At 67.8% G+C, this 23,650-nt stretch carries 15 protein-coding genes; 8 read left to right on the top strand and 7 right to left on the bottom strand.

From position 1 onward, the window contains the following. Window positions 1–21 precede the first annotated feature (21 nt). From adh to ACIA58_RS04965, 3 genes are all read left to right on the top strand, one after another. Window positions 22–1,545: an aldehyde dehydrogenase gene (gene adh, locus ACIA58_RS04975; protein ID WP_396402270.1), complete on the top strand. Its 1,524-nt coding sequence runs from the start codon at window positions 22–24 to the stop codon at window positions 1,543–1,545. A gap of 2 nt (window positions 1,546–1,547) precedes the next feature. Next, window positions 1,548–1,925, top strand: a complete 378-nt coding sequence (locus ACIA58_RS04970; protein WP_396402269.1) for a DUF779 domain-containing protein — start codon at window positions 1,548–1,550, stop codon at window positions 1,923–1,925. Between the two features lie 150 nt (window positions 1,926–2,075). Further along, a complete protein-coding gene (locus tag ACIA58_RS04965) occupies window positions 2,076–5,564 on the top strand; it encodes an alpha-N-acetylglucosaminidase TIM-barrel domain-containing protein (protein ID WP_396402268.1) in 3,489 nt (1,162 codons plus the stop codon). Here ACIA58_RS04965 and ACIA58_RS04960 read toward each other — a convergent pair. The 5 genes from ACIA58_RS04960 to ACIA58_RS04940 all read right to left on the bottom strand — a co-directional run bounded on the left by ACIA58_RS04960 (window position 5,545) and on the right by ACIA58_RS04940 (window position 11,602). Then, window positions 5,545–8,022, bottom strand: coding sequence for a GH116 family glycosyl-hydrolase (locus ACIA58_RS04960; protein ID WP_396402267.1), 2,478 nt, complete (start codon window positions 8,020–8,022; stop codon window positions 5,545–5,547). The two genes, ACIA58_RS04965 and ACIA58_RS04960, sit on opposite strands and share 20 nt — an antisense overlap. Next, the gene (locus ACIA58_RS04955; protein ID WP_396402266.1) at window positions 8,006–8,635 is read right to left on the bottom strand and encodes a hypothetical protein; all 630 of its coding nucleotides are present in this window, start codon (window positions 8,633–8,635) and stop codon (window positions 8,006–8,008) included. The genes ACIA58_RS04960 and ACIA58_RS04955 overlap by 17 nt, the downstream gene beginning before the upstream one ends. Continuing rightward, window positions 8,632–9,444 carry a carbohydrate ABC transporter permease gene (locus tag ACIA58_RS04950; RefSeq protein WP_396402265.1) on the bottom strand — a complete coding sequence of 271 codons (813 nt, stop codon included), beginning with the start codon at window positions 9,442–9,444 and terminating at the stop codon, window positions 8,632–8,634. The genes ACIA58_RS04955 and ACIA58_RS04950 overlap by 4 nt, the downstream gene beginning before the upstream one ends. Further along, on the bottom strand, window positions 9,441–10,133 hold the full coding sequence (locus tag ACIA58_RS04945) for a carbohydrate ABC transporter permease (RefSeq protein ID WP_396402264.1): 693 nt from the start codon (window positions 10,131–10,133) through the stop codon (window positions 9,441–9,443). The genes ACIA58_RS04950 and ACIA58_RS04945 overlap by 4 nt, the downstream gene beginning before the upstream one ends. A gap of 170 nt (window positions 10,134–10,303) precedes the next feature. Further along, entirely contained in the window at window positions 10,304–11,602 is a 1,299-nt protein-coding gene (locus ACIA58_RS04940) for an ABC transporter substrate-binding protein (protein ID WP_396402263.1), read from the bottom strand. A 329-nt stretch (window positions 11,603–11,931) separates the two neighbouring features. Between ACIA58_RS04940 and ACIA58_RS04935 the strand changes: the two genes are divergently transcribed. Next, a complete protein-coding gene (locus ACIA58_RS04935; RefSeq protein ID WP_396402262.1) occupies window positions 11,932–13,140 on the top strand; it encodes a hypothetical protein in 1,209 nt (402 codons plus the stop codon). 219 nt (window positions 13,141–13,359) lie between these two features. Beyond that, the gene (locus tag ACIA58_RS04930) at window positions 13,360–16,284 is read left to right on the top strand and encodes a M36 family metallopeptidase (protein WP_396402261.1); all 2,925 of its coding nucleotides are present in this window, start codon (window positions 13,360–13,362) and stop codon (window positions 16,282–16,284) included. A gap of 55 nt (window positions 16,285–16,339) precedes the next feature. On the opposite strand, the gene ACIA58_RS04925 is transcribed toward ACIA58_RS04930, so the two are convergent. Then, a complete protein-coding gene (locus tag ACIA58_RS04925; RefSeq protein WP_396402260.1) occupies window positions 16,340–17,062 on the bottom strand; it encodes a TetR/AcrR family transcriptional regulator in 723 nt (240 codons plus the stop codon). A 93-nt stretch (window positions 17,063–17,155) separates the two neighbouring features. On the opposite strand from ACIA58_RS04925, the gene ACIA58_RS04920 reads away from it, so the two are divergent. Then, complete coding sequence (locus ACIA58_RS04920) at window positions 17,156–18,124, top strand: hypothetical protein (protein ID WP_396402259.1); 969 nt, start codon at window positions 17,156–17,158, stop codon at window positions 18,122–18,124. A 39-nt stretch (window positions 18,125–18,163) separates the two neighbouring features. After that, complete coding sequence (locus tag ACIA58_RS04915; protein WP_396402258.1) at window positions 18,164–22,093, top strand: S8 family serine peptidase; 3,930 nt, start codon at window positions 18,164–18,166, stop codon at window positions 22,091–22,093. 39 nt (window positions 22,094–22,132) lie between these two features. Here ACIA58_RS04915 and ACIA58_RS04910 read toward each other — a convergent pair whose 3' ends face one another. Further along, entirely contained in the window at window positions 22,133–22,663 is a 531-nt protein-coding gene (locus tag ACIA58_RS04910; RefSeq protein WP_396402257.1) for a helix-turn-helix transcriptional regulator, read from the bottom strand. Window positions 22,664–22,770: 107 nt separating this feature from the next. On the opposite strand from ACIA58_RS04910, the gene ACIA58_RS04905 reads away from it, so the two are divergent. Continuing rightward, window positions 22,771–23,601, top strand: a complete 831-nt coding sequence (locus tag ACIA58_RS04905; protein WP_396402256.1) for an SDR family NAD(P)-dependent oxidoreductase — start codon at window positions 22,771–22,773, stop codon at window positions 23,599–23,601. The last annotated feature ends 49 nt before the right edge of the window (window positions 23,602–23,650 follow it).

Here is a 23,650-nt window from a genome sequence, read left to right as displayed (position 1 = left end):
TCGGGTATCCGAGGAGGACCTATGACGATCTTCGCAGCTCCGGGGCAGGATGGCAGCCCGGTCACATACAAAACGCGGTACGAGCACTACATCGGCGGCGAGTGGGTGCCGCCGGCCAAAGGCCGGTACTTCGAGAATCCGTCCCCGGTCACGGGGGAGAACTTCACCGAGATCGCGCGCGGTACGGCGGACGACGTCGAGCGGGCGCTCGACGCCGCCCATGGTGCCGCGCCCGCCTGGGGCCGGACGTCGCCGGCCGAGCGCGCGAACATCCTGAACAAGATCGCCGACCGGGTCGAGGCCAACCTCGAGCTGCTCGCGGTCGCCGAGTCGTGGGACAACGGCAAGGCCGTACGCGAGACGCTCGGTGCGGACATGCCGCTGGTGATCGACCACTTCCGGTACTTCGCCGGCGCGCTGCGGGCCCAGGAGGGCTCGGTGTCGGTGATCGACGACGACACCATCGCCTACCACTTCCACGAGCCGCTCGGCGTGGTCGGGCAGATCATCCCGTGGAACTTCCCGATCCTGATGGCGACCTGGAAGCTGGCGCCCGCGCTGGCCGCCGGCAACACCGTCGTACTGAAGCCGGCCGAGCAGACCCCGGCATCGATCCACGTGTTCATGGAGCTGATCCACGACCTGCTGCCGCCCGGTGTGCTCAACATCGTCAACGGCTTCGGCGTCGAGGCCGGCAAACCGCTTGCCTCTAGCAACAGAGTTGCCAAGGTCGCGTTCACCGGCGAGACCACGACCGGCCGGCTGATCATGCAGTACGCCTCGGAGAACATCATCCCGGTCACGCTGGAGCTGGGCGGCAAGAGCCCGAACGTGTTCTTCGCCGACGTCGCGTCGGCCAAGGACGACTTCTACGACAAGGCGCTCGAGGGCTTCACGATGTTCGCGCTGAACCAGGGCGAGGTCTGCACCTGCCCGTCGCGGGCGCTGATCCAGGCGTCGATCTACGACGACTTCCTCGGCGACGCGACCGCGCGGACCAAGGCGATCAAGCTGGGCAACCCGCTCGACACCGAGACGATGATGGGCGCCCAGGCCAGCAACGACCAGTACGAGAAGATCCTCGCCTACATCGACATCGGTCAGGCCGAGGGCGCGAAGGTGCTCACCGGCGGAGCTCGCGCGGAGCTGGGCGGTGAGCTGGCCGGCGGGTACTACATCCAGCCGACCATCTTCGAGGGCGACAACAAGATGCGGATCTTCCAGGAGGAGATCTTCGGCCCGGTCGTCTCGGTGACCAGGTTCGACGACTACGCCGACGCGATGAAGATCGCCAACGACACGCTCTACGGTCTGGGCGCGGGCGTCTGGTCGCGCGACATGAATACGGCGTACCGGGCCGGGCGGGAGATCCAGGCCGGCCGGGTCTGGACGAACTCGTACCACACCTACCCCGCGCACGCGGCGTTCGGCGGCTACAAGAACTCCGGCATCGGCCGGGAGAACCACAAGATGATGCTCGACCACTACCAGCAGACCAAGAACCTGCTGGTCAGCTACAGCCCTTCGAAGCTCGGGTTCTTCTGATCGTGGTCAAGAAGGTGCTGCTCTCGGACGAGGCGGCGGACTGGCTCCGTCGTCTCACCGAGATGCACGGTCCGCTGATGTTCCACCAGTCCGGTGGCTGTTGCGACGGCAGCTCGCCGATGTGCTACCCGGACGGGGAATTTCGAACGGGGTCGGCGGACGTGCATCTCGGCGATCTTGTCGTCGACGGCCTCGACCGGCCGATCGCGTTCTGGATGTCGGCGAACCAGTACGAGTACTGGAAGCACACCCAGCTCACCGTCGACGTGGTCAAGGGCCGTGGCAGCGGCTTCTCGGTCGAGGCCCCCGAGGGCATCCGCTTCCTGATCCGCTCCCGGCTGTTCACCGACCAGGAGTCCGCAGCGCTCGGACTCCTCTGAAGCGAGTGCCGACCGTCCGGTGGCGTTGCCGGACGGCCGGCACTCTTCTATTGGTTGACAGATCTTGCCCGAGAGGGAAGGCTCATCCGGAAACTTCTTTCGGAATGATCCGTTCTTAAGTGCGTTGGCCTTCGCCCGAGGTGACCCGCCATGAGACCTTCCTTTCGCGCAGCAGTGACTGCTCTTCTTGTGCTCATTCCGCTTGCGATCACGCCCGCCGCGCAAGCCTCTGTACCTGCCGCCGCTCCACCTGCCGCTTCAGCTGCTGCTTCCCCGGCGCGTGATGCCCTGGTCCGGCTCGTCGGCCGGCGCTACGCCGACCAGGTCACGCTGCAGACGCTCGACCGCGGCACCGGCAAGGACTATTTCCGCGTGTTCGCCGCCGGCCGCAAGTTGGTGATCGCCGGCACCACTCCGGCCGTGCAGCTGACCGGCTTCGGCTGGTACCTGCGGCACGTCGTGCATGCCGACATCGAGCTGGAGGGCGAGCAGCTGAACCTGCCCGCTCGGCTCCCACTGCCGGCACAGCCGACCGAGCAGCGTGCATCCGTCGACAACCGGTTCGCTCTCAACGACACCAATGAGGGGTACGCCGGCCCGTACCTCAGCTGGTCGCAGTGGCAGCGCCGCATCGACGTACTCGCGCTGCACGGCATCAACCAGGTGCTGGTGTACGAAGGCCAGGAGGCCGTCTACGAACAGGCCTTCCAGAAGTTCGGGTACTCCGCCGACGAGCTGCGTGCCTGGATCCCGCAGCCTGCGCACCAGGCCTGGTGGCTGTTGCAGAACGAGTGCTGTCTCGGCAGTCCGATCTCTCAGCAGCTCATCGACCGCCGGACTGTGCTCGGCAAGCAGATGGCCGACCACCTCCGTGAGCTGGGCATGGTGCCAGTGCTGCCCGGCTACTTCGGCACTGTGCCGTCCGGCTTCACCACCCGGAACCCTGGTGCAAAGACAGTGCCGCAGGGCAAGTGGGACGGTCTGGCCCGGCCGGATTGGCTCGATCCGACCAATCCGGTGTTCGCACAGGTCGCAGCCGAGTTCTACCGAGTCCAGACCGAGCTGTTCGGTGCCAGCACGATGTACAAGATGGACCTGCTGCACGAGGGCGGCACGGCCGGCGATGTAAGCGTCCCTGATGCCTCGAGGGCTGTGCAGGCCGCGCTGGAGACGGCGCACCCCGGTGCGATCTGGACCATCCTCGGCTGGCAGAAGAACCCGCTGCCGGCCACGCTGCAGTCGATCGACCGCTCCAAGATGCTGGTCGTCGACGGCATCTCCGAGGCGCCGAACATCACCGACCGGGACAAGGACTTCCTCGGTACGCCGTACGCGTTCGGCACGATCTGGAACTTCGGTGGCCACTCGAACCTGGGCGCCAGCCTGGCGCTGTGGAACCAGAAGTTCCATGCCTGGCTGGACAAACCGGGTACTGCGTTGAACGGCATCGCGCTGATGCCGGAGGCGATCGACAACAACCCGGCCGCGGTGGCGTTCTTCACCGACCTGGCCTGGGAGAGCCAGCCGGTGGACCTGCAGCAGTGGTTCGCCGACTACGCCACCAGCCGGTACGGCGCGGCCGACCCGCATGCGATCGCCGCGTGGCGAATCCTGGCCGGCACCGTCTACAGCTGGCCTGCCGAGGCAGACAGCAAGCATCCGACCGGGCTGTACGACTACGAGCCCAGCCTGGGTGTCAGCGGTACGGCGATCCCGTACGACCCGGAGGTCTTCCGCCAGGCGCTCGGTGAGCTGCTGGCGGTACAGCCAGGGCTACGCCGGAGTACGGCGTACCGCTATGACCTCGTGGACGCTGCACGCCAGGTGGCTGCGAACGACAGTCGCACGCTGCTGCCACGGATTGCGTCCGCGTACCACTCCGGTGATCTGACAGCGTTCCGGAAGCTGACGGCGGATTGGTCGCGGCGGATCGACCTGCTCGACGATCTGCTCGGCACCGATGACAACTTCCTGCTCGGCTCGTGGCTGGCGGGTGCGACGGCGCAGGCCGCGTCGCCCGAAGAGGCGGCGGCGTTGCGGTACGACGTACGCACTCTGGTGACCGACTGGACTGGTGCCGCGACCCTGCAGGACTACGCCCGGCGGGAGTGGAACGGTCTGGTCGGCGACTACTACGGCGGTCGCTGGCGCACGTACTTCGCTTCGCTCGACACTGCACTATCTAGTGGTCAGCCGGTCGCCACTATCGACTGGAAGGCCTATGCGGAGCGCTGGGCGCACACGGATACGCCGTACCCGGTCAAGGCGCGGGGCGATGCGTATCAGTTGGCGTCGCAGATCGCGGCGATCCCGACCGGCGCGGTCCGGGTCGAGCCGGCGGCGCGTGGGGTCCGGCCTGGTGCGACGGTGCGCGTCACGGCGACGTACACCAACACGAACACACTCCGGCCGGCTCGTGCGGTGCGAGTGGGGCTGAGTGCTCCGCCGTCGTACAAGGTGAAGCCGGTCGGGCCGACCGTGGCCGCTCAGGTTCCGGCTGGTGGCACGTTCAGCGTTGTCTATTCGGTGACCGTGCCGGCCGGGGCTCATGCGATGGACGTGCCGACGTTGACCGGCACTGTGAGGTGGCAGTCCGGTACCGCGGCCGCGTCCGAGTCGGGGAGCACTCGGCTGCTGGTCAGCGGTGACGTCGGTACGCCGTGGAAGACCATGTCGACCAACGACGCGAGCTTTGCTGTGTCGGGCGACGACGTGGGCATCGCCGGTGGCGGCGATGACATGTGGAAGGACACCGACGAGCACGGCACCGTCTACCGCTCACAGGTGCTCGGCGAAGGACAAGCGGTCACCAGCGAGGTCACCTCGCAGGACGCGACCGCGCCGTACGGCCGGGCTGGGCTGTTGGTCGGCAACGACCTGTCGGCAGCCGCTCCGGTCGGCTACGCGAACATCGCGGTCACTCCGCAGCACGGGTGTCTGTTCAGCTGGGACTCCAACGGTGACGGGAAGCTCGACACCTATACAGCTGCGGACGGTTTCACTGCGCCGGTTTACGTGCGGATCGCCCGGTCTGGTGGGAAGCTCAGCGGCGCCTGCAGTCAGGACGGGGTGAACTGGACGGTTGCCGGGTCGGCTGTGGTGCCGGCTGCGGCGGCGGTCCAGGACGTCGGCGTGTTCATGAGCGCTGTGAATACCCATACAGGGGTCACGGGCGTTGCGACGTTCCACGGCTTCACGGTGTCGCCGTACGAGCCGCGGGACACGTCGAGCGACGCGGTACTCAGCGTCGGCAAGCCGGTCACCGCCCTCGGCTCGGAGGACGGGCACCCCGCGACAGCAGCGAACGACGGCAGCCGCTCCAACAACCCGTACTGGGGCGGCCCGCTTGGCCCGACCTGGTGGCAGGTGGATCTGGGCGCGTCGTCACAGGTGTCCAGCGTCAACGTCCGGAACTACGTGGACGGCACCCGCTACTACAACTACCGGCTACTAGGCAGTCAGGACGGCACGACCTGGTACCTACTAGGCGGTCGCGGCGGCACCACACCGGTGGTAGACGCCGGCGACACCTTCCACACCGAAACCGTGGCCCGCTACGTCCGCGTAGAAGGCATCTCCAACTCGGCCAACAACACCTTCCACCTAACCGAGGTGACCGTCACCGGCGCGGCTGGATGACCAAGGGTTTGCCGGGGTAGACGCGGGCGTCGATCGAGTGTTCGGCGCCCTCTACGAGGACCGATGAGAGGTCCAGGTGGCCTGCCTGGCAGGTGAGGGTGAGGGTGTCTGCGGAGTAGGTGGCGGTGGCCCAGCCGGTGTTGGTGGTGAAGGGGAACTGCCAGGTGTCGGCCGACCGGGCTACGGCGAGTGGGGCGAAGGCGATCGACTTGGTGAGCGCGTTGTAGTGGTAGCCGGTCAGGGCTTCGAGGACGGACCAGCCGGCGGCGTTGCGGATGTAGTGGTCGCCGCATTCGATCGGGTTGAAGGGATTGCGGCGGGTGCCGTCGTACCGGGTCCAGAGGCCGTCCAGGACGGACATGCCTTCGTCGGTGAGGCCCTCGTACAGGCAGTGGGCGGCGACCTGGTACTCCGAGCCGGTCCACACCTCGTCGCAGTACCGGGTCGGTACTTCGGGCCGGCCGCCGTGGGGCCACGTGCACATGAGGAGCCCGGTGTCGTCGCCGTCGGCGAACACGCGGTACGGGTGCTCGAAGTCCTGGAAGCCCGCCCGCAGGTTGTGCCGTACGACGTTGCGCAGCGCGGTCCGCACGTGGTCGGCCGGGAGGATGTAGCCGAGCTCGAGCTGATGCGCCCACCACTGCCCGATCAGCTGGTCAGCGAGACAGCCATCGCCCCACTGGAAGTCCCTGGTCTCGTCGGCGTCCAGGATCTGCCGGTAGTACTCGCCGGTGAACAGCAGCTCGTCGTACGCCGTGCTCCCCGCCTCGAACAGCTTCCGGTACGACGTCCCGTCCTCACCGAGCAGGAGCGCCATCTCCTCGGCCGCACGCAACGCTGCCAACCAGAGCGTGCCCATGAACGAGTTGACGCCACATAGGTCGATGTCGTGCGTGCTGGGCTGGATGCCACGCAGTACGCCGTCACGCAGCCACTTGCCATGGATGTGGTCGAGCAACCGGACGACCTGAGGCCAGCGTCCACCCAGCCAGTCCAGACCGGCGCCCTGGCGTACCTCGCGGTACGTCTTCAGCACGCTGCCGAGCATGCCGTCCAATGCGGGCTCCTCCGGCCCACCGATCACCACGTCCCACAGTTGCTTCATGTAGAGCGGTGCACGCACCCGATGTGGGATGTAGCCCTCCGGCGCCTGCATGACGTCGTACTCCGTGTCCCGCATGTTCCGCTCCAGCGACGGGAACAGCCGGGAGAGTGTCTGCTCGTAGTTCCACACGTGCGTGCAGTTGAGCGGACACGATCCGCCGTACCGGCCGCCCCACATCACTGTGGACGCACCGAGCACACCCTCGAACCCCAGCACGTCGCCGTCGGCGGTCTGGAACACCGTTGGGCTGCGAACGTCGGCCACGAGGGCAGCAAGCCGCGAGCCGGCCTCGCCGGGGAGAGTGCTGTTCTCGAAGGCGTCGGTCCAGGCTGTTGTGAGCGTCTGCAGCTCGGTCCAGTTGGCGATGAAGGACTCGGTGGCAGCGATCGCATCCGGGATGCGGTTGGTGTACGCGTTGCCCAGCCAGAAGCGGCTGTGGCCGTACTCCGGATGCGGGCCGAACTGGTTGAAGTCGACATATCGGTTCGGGAAATGCCATGCGATCAGGAAACGCACCTGCTTGGTCTCGCCGGGCTCGAGGTTGAACGGCACGGCCACGCCGCCGTTCCAGGTGCTGCCTGATGCACTCGCGCCAGCGGCAGGTGTGGTCGGTCCGTTGAGGAAGGCAACGAATTCTTCGGGGCGCGTCCATTGCGGGTGGACGAGCGAATCAGCTGCGTCGGTCGCGAGCACCAGTTGCCCAGCGCCGGGGTGGTCGACGGGCAGGGCGGTGTTCTCGAGGACGAGTTGCGTCCAGCCGGGCGTGCGCCGGATGCGGTTGGTGTTGCCGCCGTAGAGGCTGCAACTGACTCCGTCGATCGGGGTGACGCCGTCCCAGCCGACGGAGTTCTGCAGTGCGCCCGCCAGCTTGCCGTGCAGTGCGATCTCGCCCGGGTTGTGCAACGTGAACGAGAACCCCACCACCGGCTGCGAGCTGACATCAGCATCGGCTGCAACCAGCGGGTTGAACACGTCCAGGCTCAGCTGGAGAGGCAGATCGGTCTCGTAGTCCACATGCGCCTGCGGATACGTCGCAGTGACGTTGGTCGGACCGATCGGCGGGATGACTTCCTGCAGTCGCCTCTCACTGGCCGGCACCACGTCGTCGGTCACCAGCGGAGTGTCCGACTGTTCGAGCGGAGGCCCCTGGAGGAGCCGGATCTCGTCCAGGGGCGGTTCTACTCGCGAGAGACGAAGGGCGAAGAAGCTGTCGGGCACATGCGCTTCGTGATTGCCGATGTTGTGCAGCTGCCATTGGCGGAGGGCGCCGTTGCCCGCCAGCGCGACCGTGCCGGTGCCGAGACCTCCCAGCGGCAGGGCGAAGTGTCGAAGGTTGTCACCGGTGTAGTGCATGTTTCTCCGTCCATGTGCCGGCGGAGGCGAACAACGCCACCGGACCGGGAGCGAGCAGCAGCAAGGAAGCAGTCACGGAGGTGCCCAGCAGTAGGGCGATGAAGGCCAGCGCCAGTACGCCGAGGGGTACCAGTGGTGCGCGTGCAACTAGTTGCAATGCAACAAGCCAGAGCGTCTTGCCGCGCAGACCGGAGGTGACCCGCAGGCTGAACGCGTAGCAGGAGGCGAGCAGCAGCAAGACACTCGCACAACAGCTGACTGCGAGCGGCACGGCGAACAGCGGGCCGGAGTACACCGTCCAGTTGAGCAGCGCGAGCGCAGTGACGACGGCAGGCACGCAGGCAACCTCGAGGCCGGCAGGAGTGTGGCGCTTGAGGTTCCGGAGCAGTAGCAGGACACCGCCGCGATCGTCGCGGACGATGGAGTCGGTCGTGGCAGTCACGGCCGCCCACGTCGGCCCGACCACGACAGCGCCAAGCAGGAGGCTCAGCGGGGACAGGCCGGGGCTGACAAGGACGACGAGACCAGAGGCCGCGCAGACCAGGACACCCGCGGCAGCCAGGACCGGGAGCTCGTGCCACAGCGCCTTGAAGGCCGCGGGTAAGTAGGTCATGCCCGGATGCCTGTCGAGGCTATGGAGGCGATGAACGAGCGCTGGAAGATCAAGAACAACACGAGGATCGGCAGGACCACCAGCGTGATCGCAGCGAACAGCACGACCGCCGGACCGCCGCCCATCGCGCCCTGCAACGACACCAGGCCGACCGGCAGCGTCATCTTCTCCGGGGACGACAGGAAGATGTACGGCCAGAAGAAGTTGTTCCAGGAGGCCTCGAAGACGAAGATCCCCAGCGCGGTCAGGCCGGGCCGCGCGAGCGGCAGGATCACCCGGAACAGGATCCAGAAGTGCCCGGCGCCGTCCATGATCGCGGCTTCGTCGAGCTCCCGCGGGATCGAGGAGATGTACTGCCGCAGGAAGAAGATGCCGAACACGTTCACCAACGCCGGCAGCCAGATCGCCACGGTCGTGTCCACCAGATGCAGCCAGCGCATCATGATGAAGATCGGCACCACCGTCAGCTGCACGGGTACGACGAGCGCCGCGAGCAGCACCGAGAAGATCTGGTCGCGCCCCGGGAACCGCAGCCGGTTGAACGCGTACGCCGCCAACGCGCTGGTGAGCAACGCGCCGGCCGTCGTGAGCACCGCGATCTGCAGGCTGTTCCACGCCATCTGCGCGAACGGGATCAGATCCGGCACCTGCTGGAAGTTCTGCAGCGTCGGCGGCCGCGGGATCCACTGCGGCGGCAGCTGGAACGCGTTGATCGGCTCGGACAACGCGTTCACGATCAACCAGACCAGCGGCGCGATCATCAACAGCCCGCCGAGGACCAGGACGAGGTCGAGCAGCTTGCCTCTCATTGGTGCACCCACCGTCGGCTGAGCCGGAACTGCAGACCGGTCACGATCATGATCACCACGAACAGCACCAGCGACAGCGCGGCGGCGTACCCGACCTCGAAGGACTGGAAGCCCTTCTCGTAGGTGTACTGCACGATGCTGCGGGTCGCGCCGTCCGGACCGCCCTGCGTCATGATCACCATCGGGTCGAAGATCTGGAACGCGCCGATGAACGTGATCACCGTGGCGAAGAAGATCGTCGGCGACATCACCGGCAACGTCACGCTCCAGAACCGCCACCACGCGTTCGCGCCGTCCACCCGCGCCGCCTCGTGCAACTGCGCCGGCACGGTCTGCAGGCCGGCCAGCAGGATGATGAACGTGTACCCGATCGTGTGCCACCAGTCGACCACGATCAGCGTCGGCAACGCCCACGTTGGTGAGGCCAACCAGTTCGTCGTCGACGAGAGGTAGTAGTTCGCCAATCCGAACGCCGGATCCAGGACGTACTTCCAGATCAGCGCGACGGCGGCCCAGGACACCAGGAACGGAAAGAAGTAGGCGGTCCTGACGAAGTACTTCGTGCCGCGCGTCATCGTCCGGTGCACTCCGAGAGCGAGCAGCATCCCGATGCCGATGTGCGTCACCACCGACGCGAGCGCGAACACGAAGGTGTTGACGACCGCGCGGATCGTCGCGCCGTCGTTCACCAGTTGCTTGAAGTTGTCCAGCCCGGCGAATTCCGGCGTACTCAGCAGGTCCCAGTGAAACAGGCTCAGGGCGAACGCCGCGACCAGGGGCAGCGCGACGAAGAGCAGGAAGAGAAGCAGCGCCGGGCTGATGAACAGGTAGCCCGGCAGCCAGTCCCGGCGTTGGGGTTTCAGACCAATCCCTCCAGCGTGGTCTGCGCCTTACCGAGCGCGTCGGCCGGCGCCGCGTTACCCGTGAGCACCTGCTTCCACCCGTCCTCGATCGCCTTCTGTATGGCGGCGCCCTTGTCCGGCGAGGGGATCGGGGTCGCGTACGAGAGCGCCTGGTACAGGTACTCCGTACCCTTCGGCGCGTCCTCGAGGAACGACTGGCTGTTCGCGACCGACTTGCGGGCCGGGACGATCGTGCCGCCGAGCTGGGCGAAGAACGACGAGCCTTCCTTGGAGATCAGGAACTTGATGAAGGTCCAGGCGTCGTCCTTCTTCTTCGACGCCTTCAGGATCGGGTAGCCGTTCCAGCCGACCGGCGAGCCCTGCCCGGCCTTCACCGGCCACGGCACGATCCCCATCTTCGCGGTCGCCTTGAGGTTCCGGATGCTGATGATCGGCCAGCGCCCGCCGCCGAACATCGCCAGCTTGCCCTGGGCCGCTGCGGTCGTCGCGTCGAACGTGCCGCCGGGCGGCGGCGACAGCTTGTCGGCCACCAGCTTGCGGTTGAAGTCGGCCGCCTCGATCACCTTCGGGTCGTCGTACGTCGGCTTCGACCAGTCGTCGCTGAAGCTGCTGGTCCCGTTCGTCAACAGCCACGGCATGATCGCCGCGAAGTACTCCGGGCCCGCGGCGTACCCGAACGCGCCGGTCTTGGCCTTGATCTGCTCGCACGCGTGCCGGAAGTCGTCCCACGTCCACTTCGGCGTCGGCTCCGGTACGCCGGCCTTCGCGAACAGGTCCTTCGAGTACCACATGCACATCGTGTTGAACTCGCCCGGCAGGTAGTACGTCTTGCCGTCGGTGGAGGCGTACTTCTTGTCCCACTCGACCAGGTTCGGATCCATGTCGGCGTAGTACTCGTCGATCGTCGACTTGTCCTTGCTGATGTAGTCGTCGAGCGGTGCGAGCAGGCCCTTGGAGGCGAACAGGCGCTGGCCCTCGGTGGCGATCTGGATGACGTCCGGGACCTGACCGCCGGCGATCCGGGTGGACAGCTTGTTGAAGAAGTCGCCCCAGTTCGACAGCGGGATGCCCTCGGCCTTGAGCTTGATCTCCGGGTGCTGCTCGCTGAACTTCGCGAACAGCTTGTTCCAGGTCGCCTGCTGCTCGGCCGTGCCCATGTAGACGAACGAGAGCTCCTTCGACGACGATCCGCCGCCGCTCCCGCCGCCATCACCACAGGCGGCCAGCGCGGCGGCGAGGGCAGTACCGCCGGTCGCCTGGAGCAGGTGTCGCCGACTGAGCAGGGGCTGATCCATGGCCGGACCTCCAGGCAGGGAAATCGATTTCTCGAAGGTTCCCGGCAGCATAGCCCCGGCTGTCCAAACCGTGTCAAGGGTCGGGCCCGGAGAAACTCAGGGGGAATCCTTCACCGTTATGTATACCCTCCGTAGGCCCGCGATTACGCGGAAATTCGGCTCCGATCGGGTCGGTTGTCATGGGTCCACCCATGACATTTGTCAGCGGTCCGATCGCTGGCATCCCTCTGCCCGGCGGACGGACGATGCGAGCACCCCCCAATAAATGCTGGCCTCCGCCCCGGCCGTAAGGGTTCGTGAGCGGAGGTCTGCCCAACTCGAGGAGTCCGTTGAGGCAACGGATTCTCGTGTCCGCCCTGGGCGTCGGCGCACTGGCCGTCGCGGGACTGACCGTCCAAGCACTGTCCGCATCGGGAGCCGACGCGGCGACCCCCTACACCGCCGGGAAGCACGCCGCCCGCGTGTGCTCGACCGCCAAGGCCAAGCACACCGCAAGTTGCAACGCGGTGAAACTCGTGGACCCCGACGGGTTCGCACCGAAGTCGAGCGCGCCGCCGTCGACCGGCCTGACCCCAACCGGTCTGCGTGACGCGTACAAGCTCAACGGCCTCAGCGCCGGCGGCCGCACGGTCGCCATCGTCGACGCCTACGGCTACCCGAACCTGGAGCGCGACCTCGGTGTGTACCGGTCGCAGTTCGGCCTGTCCGCGTGTACGACGGCCAACGGCTGCCTGAAGGTCATCAACCAGACCGGCGGTACGTCGCTGCCGACGTTCAACGTGGGCTGGGCCGGTGAGCAGGCGCTCGACGTCGACGCGGTCTCCGCAGCGGCGCCGGACGCGAAGATCGTCGTCGTACAGGCCAACTCCGCCAGCTTCGCCGACCTCGGTACCGCGGTCCAGACCGCGGCCAAGCAGGCCGGCGTGGTCGCGATCTCGAACAGCTACGGCGGCGGCGACGCCTCCGACTCGACCTATGGCAAGTACTACAACCACCCGGGTATCGCGGTCACCGCCTCCACCGGTGACGACGGTTACCAGGGCGGCAGCTACCCGGCGTCCTCGTCGTACACGACGGCCGTCGGCGGTACGTCGTTGGTTGCCGCCAGCAACTCTCGGGGCTGGAGCGAGAGTGTGTGGAGCGGTGCGGGCTCGGGCTGCTCGACGTACAACACCGCACTGCCGGGCGCAGCGTCGTTCAGCACCGGCTGCTCGAAGCGGGCGATGGCGGACGTCTCCGCCGCGGCCGATCCGGGCAAGGGCGGGATGGCGATCTACTACCCGACCAGCAAGACGGCGTCGACCTGGGCGCAGTTCGGCGGGACGAGTGAGGCCGCGCCGATCATCGCCGCGGTCTACGCGCTGTCCGGCAACACCAGCGGGTACGCGAACGCGTTCCCGTACGCCCACCCGGGCTCGCTGTTCGACGTGACCAGCGGCAGCAACGGCTCGTGCCCCACGACCCAGTGGTGCAACGCCCGTGCGGGATGGGACGGCCCGACCGGCCTCGGTACTCCGAACGGCGCCGGCGCGTTCTGACGAACGAATGACACCGGTATGACACGGCGCGACCGGACAGTGGCTGCGTGCAACCATTGTCCGGTCGCTCCTAGTACTGTTCCGGGCACGAAGGACAACCCTCGACTCCACGACATTCCGGGGATTTCTCTTCCCCGGAGGGCCCCACAGGCTTAAGGTCAGCCCCCGGGACGGGTCGTTGAGGGCGACCCGCTAATACGAACTTCATGGAGATTTGCTGTGACCACATCACGCAGAGGGCGGGGGCTCCTGGCAGTCTCCGCCGTCTCCGCGGCCGCCGTCGTGCTGGCCATGACCGCCGGTGGCGCGGACGCCGCGCAGAAACCCGGCAGCGAGGGCAAGAAGCCCGCGCAGGCCGACCAGAAGACTTCGAGCAAGGAGCGTAAGGGCAACTACGACGCCCGCACGCCGAACGCGAAGACCACCTACGCCCGCTCCGCCCAGGTCCAGGGCAAGGAGACGGCCGCCGCGAAGAAGTTCCGCGACTCGCTCGGAACCCAGGGCGTCGTCCAGGTCGACCCGAACACCGGAACTCCGGCCCAGGTCACCAAGCTGAACGGCTTCCTGACCGGCAAGAGCGCCAAGTCGGCCACCGACGTCGCGCTCGGCTACGTGAAGGCCCACCCGGAGATCTTCAAGCTCTCCGCCGCGGACCTCGGCACGCTGAAGCTGCGCAAGGACTACGTCGACGACCTCGGTACGCACCACATCTTCTGGACCCAGGTGGTCGACGGCGTCGAGGTCTTCGGCAACGGCCTGAAGGCCAACGTCACCAAGCACGGAGAGCTGATCTCCCTGATGGGCTCGCCCGTCTCCGGTCTCACCACGGCCGCGCAGACGCGGTCGGCCGAGGCCGACCCGAAGGTCTCCGCGGCCGGCGCCCGCAGCGCCGCCATCAAGGACGTCGGCGGTACGCCGAAGTCCGCGACCGCGACCACGTCCGGTGTGAACACCAAGTGGAGCAACGGCGACACCGCCCAGCAGGTGTGGTTCCACACCGCCGACGGGCTGCAGAAGGGCTGGCTGACCTACACCAACTCCGGTGGCCAGAACATCTACAGCCACGTCGTCGACGCCCAGACCGGCGCCACCCTCTACCGCAAGGACCTCGTCAGCGAGGGCAACGGCGACGCGCTGGTGCAGGACTACTACCCGGGTGCGGCCAAGGGCGGCACGCAGCGCACCGAGAACCTGATCTACAACAAGTGGCTGCCGAAGAACGCGAAGACCCTCCTCGACGGTACGTCGGTGTCTGCCTTCGCCGACGTCAACGACGACAACGCGCCGAACCCGGGCGAGACCGTCAAGGTGCCGGGCACCCAGACCGGCTCGCAGTACAAGCTGACGACGTTCCAGAACGCCTCGTCGTTCTGCTCGGCCGCGTTCATCTGCACCTGGGACCCGGCCAAGCCGGACTCCTGGAAGACCAACATGAACCAGGACGTCACCAACGCGTTCTACCTGGCCAGCAACTACCACGACTGGCTGGCCAAGCCGCCGATCAGCTTCACCCCGGCGGCCGGCTCGTTCGACGCGGCGGGCGGCGACCCGGTGATGCTGAACGCGCTGGACGGCGCGGCCACCGCCGCGAACGGCGGCCCCGACGCCAACCACATCGACAACGCGAACATGTCGACCCCGCCGGACGGCCAGTCGCCGACCATGCAGATGTACCTGTGGCACTTCCCGGGCACGACCGACGAGCAGGAGGGCTACGTTCCGTCCAGCGGCGCGAACGACGCCAGCATCCTGTACCACGAGTACACCCACGGTCTGTCCAACCGCCTGGTCGTCGACGCCACCGGCAACTCGACGCTGAACAGCATCCAGGCCGGCTCGATGGGTGAGGCGTGGAGCGACTTCTACGCGATGGACTACCTGGTTTCGCACGGTCTGGAGAAGGACACCACCGCTGCGGGCGAGGTTCTCGAGGGCCGGTACGTCTCGCACGGCGAGCTGTTCCGGACCCAGGCGATCGACTGCCGCGTGAAGGCCGTCAGCCCGAACTGCATCCAGCCCGACGGTTCGAAGGGCGGCTACACCTACGCCGACTTCCCGACCATCGGCGGCGCGCCCGAGGTCCACGCCTCCGGCGAGGTCTGGGCGCAGACGCTGTGGGACCTGCGCGAGCGCTTCGGCCGTAGCTACGCGATGAGCATCATCACCCGCGCGATGGAGCTGTCGCCGGCCGACCCGACGATGCTCGACATGCGCAACGCGATCGTCCAGGCCGACCTGGTCGCCAGCGGCGGCAAGAACGCCGACATCATCTGGACCGTCTTCGCCAACCGCGGCATGGGCTGGTACGCCGGTGTCCTGGACGGCGGCGACGCCTTCCCGGTCGAGGACTTCCACAAGCCGCCGACAGGCGCCACCACCTCCATCACCGGCACGGTGAAGGACAAGGACACCGGCGCTCCGGTGAAGGGCGCGCTGGTCTTCGTCGGCGGTCACTCCTCCGGCTACGCCGGCGACTACTCCGCCACGACCGACGCCACCGGCAAGTACACGATCACCGGCGTCGCGCCGGGCACCTACGGCAAGTTCGTGGTCTCCGGTGCCGGGTACGAGGTGCTCAGCAACCCGCTGACGGTCAAGGCCGGCGGTACGTCCGCCAACTTCATGCCGCGGCGCAACTGGGCGGCCTCGTCCGGCGGCGGCACGGTGGTCGGCTTCAACGGTCCGGACTTCAGCCCGCAGTGTGGGCCGGCGTACGCGATCAACAGCAGCCAGGGCACTGGCTGGGGCAGCACCACCGGTGACGACGCCGGTACGCCGACCAACAAGATGATCGACAAGCACATCGACATCAAGCTGTCGAACCCGGTCACCGTGGCGAAGTTCTCGGTCGACCCGTCGAACACCTGTGGCGACCCGGGCAGCGCCTCGACCGGCAAGTACCGGATCGAGACGTCGGCCGACGGCAAGACCTGGGCCACCGCCCAGGAGGGCGAGTTCACCGCCGCCAACCGCGGCAAGTACAACGAGCTCACCCCGACCGGCAACGCCACGAACATCCAGTACGTCCGCTTCTGGATGCTCAGCCCGCAGGTTCCGGACTTCGAGACGAACTGCCCGGACGGCGCCTTCGGCGGCTGCCAGTTCACCGACATGACCGAACTGCAGGTCTTCGGCACCAAGTAACAAACCCCTCCCGCGAAGGCCGGCCGAGCACCCGCTCGGCCGGCCTTCCGGCGTTCTAGGACTGGGAGCCGGCGAGACGTTCGGCGATACCGTTGAGCAGGAACTCCAGGCCGAGCTCGAACCGCTGGTCGCCGGTCGGTCCGCTCGGCGCGGCCAGCCAGCTGGTCAGATGCGGCAGCTCGCCGTCCTTCGCCGCCAGGTCGTGCAGGGCCATGACCGCAGCGACGAAGCTGTGCCCGTCCTCGAGTTCGTGCCGGCGGAGCATCCGTTCGTCCTCCGCGTCCTGCAGTCCGGCGCCGATCAGATGCCGGTCGAGCAGAGCGGCGTACGTCATCGCGTCCGCGACGTCGGCGCCTTGCCCGACCAGCGTGGCGAGCATGAATTCGAGCCTGCGCATCTGGTGCGGTCCCGCCGGCGGGCGGGTGTTCACCAACGTGGCGAACCAGGGATGCCGGGCCACCATCTGCCGGGAGCTTGCCGCGACGGCGCGCAGATCGTCGCGCCAGTCGCCGGTCGGGGCGGGCGGGAGCGTGACCTCCGCGGATGCGGCGTCGAGGACCAGGTCGACCAGGCCCTCCTTGCTGTACACGTACCGGTACAGCGCCATCGGGCTGTAGCTCCCGAGGCGCCCCGCGACCGCCTTCATGGTCAGCGCCTCGGCGCCCTCGGCGTCCAGCAGCGCGATCGCGGCGGCCACGATCTCGTCGCGGCCGAGGGCCCGGCGGCGCTCGGGCGGCGGTGGCTGGGTCCAGATCGTCGGGACCGGTTCGGTCGGCACGAACGCGAGTGTACGGGTCTCGGAAAGACGATCGTCATGGGCTGAAGTTTATGTTATAAACTTTTCGTGTATCAGATAAACTTTACTCCGGACGTGACCGCGCGGAAGCGTCGCGCGCTGCCGGTCGTGTTCCTTCTTCTGGCCGCGCCGCTCGTCGCCGAGGTGCTGTGGGGGACGACCCGGCTCAGCGCCATCGGCGGACTGCTGATCCAGATCGGTCTGTACGGCTGCGGTGCGCTGCTGATCCGCGAGGTCACCGTTCGCTGGGGCGGTGGTCTGCCGACCGTGCTGCTGCTCGGCGCCGCTTACGCGATCGTCGAAGAAGCGCTGGTGGAGCCGTTCTGGTTCACCCCGAACATCCTCGATCATCCGTACGGCGTCGCGTTCGGGGTCTTCTGGACCTATGCGCTCTGGAACATCGGCTATCACGCCCTCTTCAGCATCGCGATCCCGATCGTCCTGACCGGTCTGGTCTTTCCGGCCTGGCGTGACCACCGTCTTCTGCACCGCCCGGGCACGATCGTCACCGCCGCGGTGTACGTCCTGAACGCGGCCGTTCTCGGCATGCTCTGGTACTCGACCATCCAGGAGCAGATGTTCCACGTCCCGGCCCGAGTCCAGCCAGGGCGGCAACTGCCGGCGGTCGTGGTGATCGTTGCCCTCGTCTGGCTCGCCCGCCGGGCTGCGCCGCGCCGCTTCTGCAGTACTGCGGGCCGTCGGCTCCACGCGCTCGGCCTGTGGTCCGTACTGGCCACCTGTGCATTGTTCGGACTGCTCTGGATGGCGGCGTCTGGTGACCGGATGGCGCAGCTGCCTTTCGTGGTCCCGGTCGCGGTGGCCCTCGTTGCGACGGGAGTGGTCATCCGGACGCTCGGAGGCTGGGCGGCGCCGACCGATCGTCAGATGCTCGCCGCCTGCACCGGCGCACTGGTCGTGCAGATGGCGGCCGGATTCCGCTTCACGGGTCTCACCACCACGGCCGACATCGTCGGCAAGGCCGTTCTCGACGTCGTCGCCCTCGGCCTCCTCGTAGTTCTGGCTCGGCGGTCACCTGCCCGCTGACCCGGACCCCCGCAGTACCCGCCCTACCGTGGAGGTTTCGTGAAAATCGCCATCCGAGTACGACGCCGGCCGATCGTCGGCCTCGTACTCACCGCCCTCGCTGCCGCAGCGTTGACGACCGGACCGGTCCGACCGTCCAGCGCGGCTGCCCCAGCCACCCACCCGACTGTCCAGTTGAACCGCCCGCAGGAGGTCACCCTGCTGACCGGCGACCGGATCCGCCTCTCGGGCGGCGGCGCCGGTCCCTACAGCTTCGACGTCACCCCCGCGCCCCGGGACGGCGGCTCACCGCCCTCGTTCGTGGGGAACGCCGGGCCCGACGGCTTCTACGTCTACCCGGTGGACGCGTTGCCGGCCGTGCAGTCGGGCTTGCTCGACCGGGAGCTGTTCGACGTGAAGTACCTTGTGGAGAACGGCTATGCCGACAGCAGCACCGACCAGTTGCCGCTGATCGTCCAGTACCCCGAGACGCGTACGGCGGAATCCGTCGGAGCGCTCGCGGACGCCTTGCCGGCCAGCAATGTCAGTGTCGCCCTTCCCAGCATCCACAGCAGCGGCGTCCATGTGACCAAGAAGGACGCTGCCGCGTTCTGGTCGACCATCCGTACGACGACCGCGTCGAAGATTCTTGGCGGCGGGATCGCGAAGATCTGGCTGGACCGGAAGGTCAAGGCGTCGCTCGACAAGAGCGTGCCGCTGATCGGCGCACCGGCTGCGTGGGCGAAGGGACTCGACGGCTCCGGCGTGACGGTCGCTGTCCTCGACACCGGCGTCGACACCGGCCATCCCGACCTGGCGGGACGTATCGCGCAGACGAAGTCGTTCGTCCCGGACGTCACCTCGGTCCAGGACGGCAACGGCCACGGCACCCATGTGGCTTCGACCGTCGCCGGTGACGGCGCCGCCTCAGGCGGCCGGTACCGCGGGGTCGCACCCGGCGCGAAACTTGCCGTGGGCAAGGTTCTGACCGATGACGGCATCGGCGACGACTCCTGGATCATCGCCGGCATGCAGTGGGCCGCGCAGTCCGGCGCCAAGGTGATCAGTATGAGCCTCGGCGGCGAGCCCACCGACGGCTCCGATCCACTCAGCCAGGCGGTGGACGACCTGACCGCCTCGACCGGCGCCCTCTTTGTCGTTGCTGCCGGCAACAGTGGTCCGACCGGCGGGACGATCGCGACGCCCGGCGCCGCCAGCGCCGCGCTGACGGTGTCCGCCACGGACAAGACCGACAAGCTGCCCGGGTTCTCGAGCCGGGGGCCACGGCTCGGTGACGACGCGCTCAAACCGGATCTGGCTGCCCCGGGCGTGGACATCGTGGCCGCACGCGCCGCGGGGACCAGTGAGGGCGTCCCCGTCGACGACAACTACACCAGCCTGTCGGGTACCTCGATGGCCACGCCGCACGTCGCCGGCGCGGTCGCGATCCTGGCCCAGCAGCACCCCGACTGGTCGCCGGCCAGGCTCAAGGCCGCGCTGATGAGCACGTCCAAGGACGACGGCTTCACGGTGTACGAGCAGGGCGCCGGCCGGGTCGACGTCGCCCGCGCGGTGTCGCAGCAGGTCGGCTCGCTGACTCCGAACCTCGACTTCGGTCTGGTCCCGGACGGAGCGGGTGCAATGTCCCGGCAGCTCAGCTACGTCAACGACGGCGACCAGGACGTCGTGCTGCGGTTGCAGCTCGCTGCGCACGCCACGATCGGCCGGCACTCCGCCACCAGCGCCTTCCAACTCGCGCGGACGGTGACCGTTCCGGCGCACTCCCACGTCCGTACGGCGGTGTCGTTCGACCCACGCCGCCTGACCCCCGCGACCTACACCGGAGCCGTCGTCGCGACGAACGTGGCGTCCGGCACCCGGCTGACCACCCCGATCGGACTCGTCCGCCAAGCTCCGTTGGTCACTCTGTCCATCCGCACCCTCGACCGTGACGGGAAGCAGTCGGACGGAATCACCAGCGAGAACCACGGCTACGAGGTGCTGGATGTCGGCGGCGACACCGGGGCTCTCTCTCCCAGCCAGATCCAGCTCATCGAGCCCGGTCTGGCGCAGGCCCAGGTGCCGGCCGGGACCTACGAAGTCGCGACGGAGTTCTACTGGTCCGGGGCGTCCTACCGCGCGAACTTCGCCGACCTGCTTCAGCCGGAGGTGGTCGTGTCCGGCGACACCACCGTGACCTTGGATGCCCGGCAGGCCCAGCTGGAGAGTGTCAGTACACCGATCCCTTCCGAGGAATCTCCGACCGCCTGGCTGCTGGACTTCAACCAGCGAACGACGGCCGACGGGACGATCTACGCCACGTTCAGCAATCGCCGGCCCGGGACCCGGGTTTATGAGAGTCCTACGCACCGCGTGCGGACGGGCGGGCTGTTGTCGTCGTTCGCGCGGGTTCTCGGAGCGCCGGAGGCGACGATGACGGTGAACGGACAGCGCCCGGTGGCGCTGCATCCGGGCATCATGCCGCACGACCGAGACGTGCCGGACGGGTCGACGCCGGGTCAAGGTCCGAGTGACTACGTCTCGTTCGAAGGCACCCGGACCCTGCCCGTGGTCGACGTGGGCAGCGGGAGCGCCGAGGAGATCGAGGGTCGTGATCTACACGGGAAACTCGTGCTCGTCGACGACGGCGGTCGGTATCTCATGACCATCCTGACCGTCATCAGGCTGCGGGAGGCAGGCGTGGCCGGGATCCTTGCCTGGGCGGCCGGCCCGCCAGGAGCAGGGATGCCGCTGCCGATCTCCATGGTCGACTCCGACCTGCAGACGGCCGAGATCGGCGTGCCGTACGTGTCGCTGCACCCGACGGAGGGACGGGCGCTGCGTGCGGAGCTGCAGCATGAGGCGGCGACTATTACCGTGCACGGCACTCCGCAGAGCCCGTATCTCTACCAGGTCGCGCCATTGTTCAGGGATCGGATCACGGCGCCGTCGACGACGGTGAAGACCGATCAACTGGTGCGGATCGACACGGAGTACCACGCGACCGGCGGGACCGACGGCCTGTGGAAGGCGAACGCCGGAACCGTGACCAGCAAGCAACTCGTCGAGCTCAATCCCAGTGCCCCCGTTCGGCCCGGGCCCGGGACCAGGACGGAGTACGTCGGACCGGTGCAGGCCGGTGCCGTCACGATCCGTTCGGTGAGCGATGCCGTCAGCGGGGCGAACGAAGCTCGGATCGAGGTCGTCGACCGGGCGACTCGACGGACGGAGCGGTGGAACGCACAACCTCTGACAGCAGGTGCTGTTGTCGCGCCGGCAGCCGCGTACGGCCTGTTCGACCCGCTGGCGCCGGCGGGGACCGAGTCGGCGTTCGCGTACTGCATGATGTGTCGCCAGGGTGACACCTTGTGGCCGATCGTCACGCACTCCAGTGCGGACGGGCGGTTCTCCGGGAACTGGGCCCCCGCCCCGAGGCTCTACCGGAACGGGCAGGAGATCGAGTACCACCCCGGATTCGTCCCGTCGTTCCACTTGGATTCCGGGCCGGCCGATTACAGATTGGTGGCCGAGGACAGCGTCACGCGGACGACGACCGAGTGGAACTATCGTTCGTCGCCGGTGACTCGACCCGGAGCCGCCGGAGGCACGCTCTGTCCGGGTCTCATCTTCGGCTGGACGGCGCCCTGCCGGCCGGAGCCGTTGGTGTATGTGGGGTTTGACCTTGGGGCGAGTATCGGGTTGGACAACACGGTGCGGTCCGGTCGGCCGCACAGCTTCACGGCAACGGCGTACCACGCGCCCTCCGTTGCGCGGATGCCCGCGATCTCGGGTCTGCGAGTGTGGACGAGCACCGACGACGGTGGGCACTGGATCCCGGCGAAGGTCGGTCGGGGTCGACAGGGGACCTATACCGTCACCGCGCAGTACGCCGCAGGTGCCGGTGCGGTCAGCCTGAAGGTGCAGGCATCGGACGCGGCGGGGAGCACGGTCGAGCAGACGACGCTCCGCGCGTTCGACCTGCGCGGCTGAGTCGAAGAGGCCGGCCGAGCGGATGGCTCGGCCGGCCTTTCAGCGCTTGGCCGGCGGAACTGTCTGGGCCCACTCGGCCCAGTCGGCGAGGGCTGTGTAGAGGCGGATGGCGGCTTCGATGGTCACTCGCATGGACTGGGTCTGCGGGCTGTAGCCGAACTCGCCGCGGTCCTTTCGGGCGGCGTAGTCGCGGTACTGCTCGGCCAGTCGGCCGTAGTACTGCGCCTCGGCTTCGAGGTGGCGTTGCAGGTCGTCGGTGTCCATCAGCCAGAAGAAGAGCGAGCGCAGCATCGGCTGGAGACGCATGGTGTGGTCGACGTCCACCTCGGTCAGCCAGCGCTTCACCTCTGTCACGCCGGCGTCGGTGATCCGGTACGCCTTCCGGCGTCGCGGTCCCTCGCTCTCGACCTCGACCAGGCCTTCGGTGGCGAGCTTGTTCAGCTCCGCGTAGATCTTCGGGTGCTGGGCCGGCCAGATCGAACCGAGGACCTCGGTGAACCGCCGGGCCAGGTCGTACCCGCTGGCCGGTCCCTCCGCTAGCAGTCCGAGCAGCCCGTGCCGCAACGACATGTCCGCCTCCTTCGCTGGACCGCCATCTTGACATGTCCCTGCGGACATGTGCATGCTCAGGTATGTCCCTAGGGACATGTCCATGAGAACATTTGCGAGGGGTTCAAATGACTGAGGGACGGGCGGTTCTCGTCACCGGAGCGACCGGCGGCATCGGTACGGCGACGGCCCGGCTGCTACAGCGCCGGGGTTTCACCGTGTACGCCGGGGCGCGCGGACGGGCCGATTTCGGGCCGGGGGTGCGGGTGCTGCCGCTGGATGTGGCAGATCCGGAGAGCGTCGCGATGGCGGCCAAGCGGGTCGCCGGAGAGGTCGACGGGCTGTGGGCAGTGATCAACAACGCCGGCGTGATCGTGCAGGGCCCGCTGGAACTGGTCCCGGCCGACGAGTGGCGCCGCCAACTCGAGGTGAACACTCTCGGCCCGGCGGCCGTCGTACGGGAGTTTCTGCCCCTGGTGCGTGCCGGCCACGGCAGGATCGTCAATGTGAGTGCCGCGACGGGGCGGGTTGCGATGCCGTTGCTGGGTGCGCTGTCGGCGAGCAAGGCCGGGTTGGAGGCGCTGTCGAATGCGCTCCGGCTCGAGCTGGCCGCGTGGAAGATCCCGGTCGTGGTGATCGAGCCGGGGACGACCGAGACGGAGATCTTCGCTCGGGCGGGTGCGGCCGCGGACGCCGCCATGCAGCGCGCCGATCGTGAGCGGGTGGGCTTGTACGCGGCCCATCTGGCGGCGTACGAGAAGGCGATGGGCCGCTTCAAGCCGGGCCCGGTGGAGAAGGTCGCCGAGGTCATCGCCCGCGCGGTCGAGGCGCGTCGCCCGCGTCGCCGGTACGCCGTCGCCGAAGCCCGCGCGCTTGGCGCAATCCTGCCGAAACTCCCGGCGGGGTTGAGGGATCGCATAGTCAGCAGCGCCGTCGGTCTGAACGGCCTCAAGCTGTGAGTGCGGGCGCTGCGTCGTGTCCACCGCGCCGCGGTTGTCCGGATTGTGG

Origin of the sequence: Kribbella sp. NPDC051586 (genome assembly GCF_044453965.1) — a bacterium.
Taxonomy (GTDB): domain Bacteria; phylum Actinomycetota; class Actinomycetes; order Propionibacteriales; family Kribbellaceae; genus Kribbella.
The sequence above is the reverse complement of the archived record's forward strand: the minus strand, read 5'-3'. Positions and strand labels throughout refer to the sequence as shown.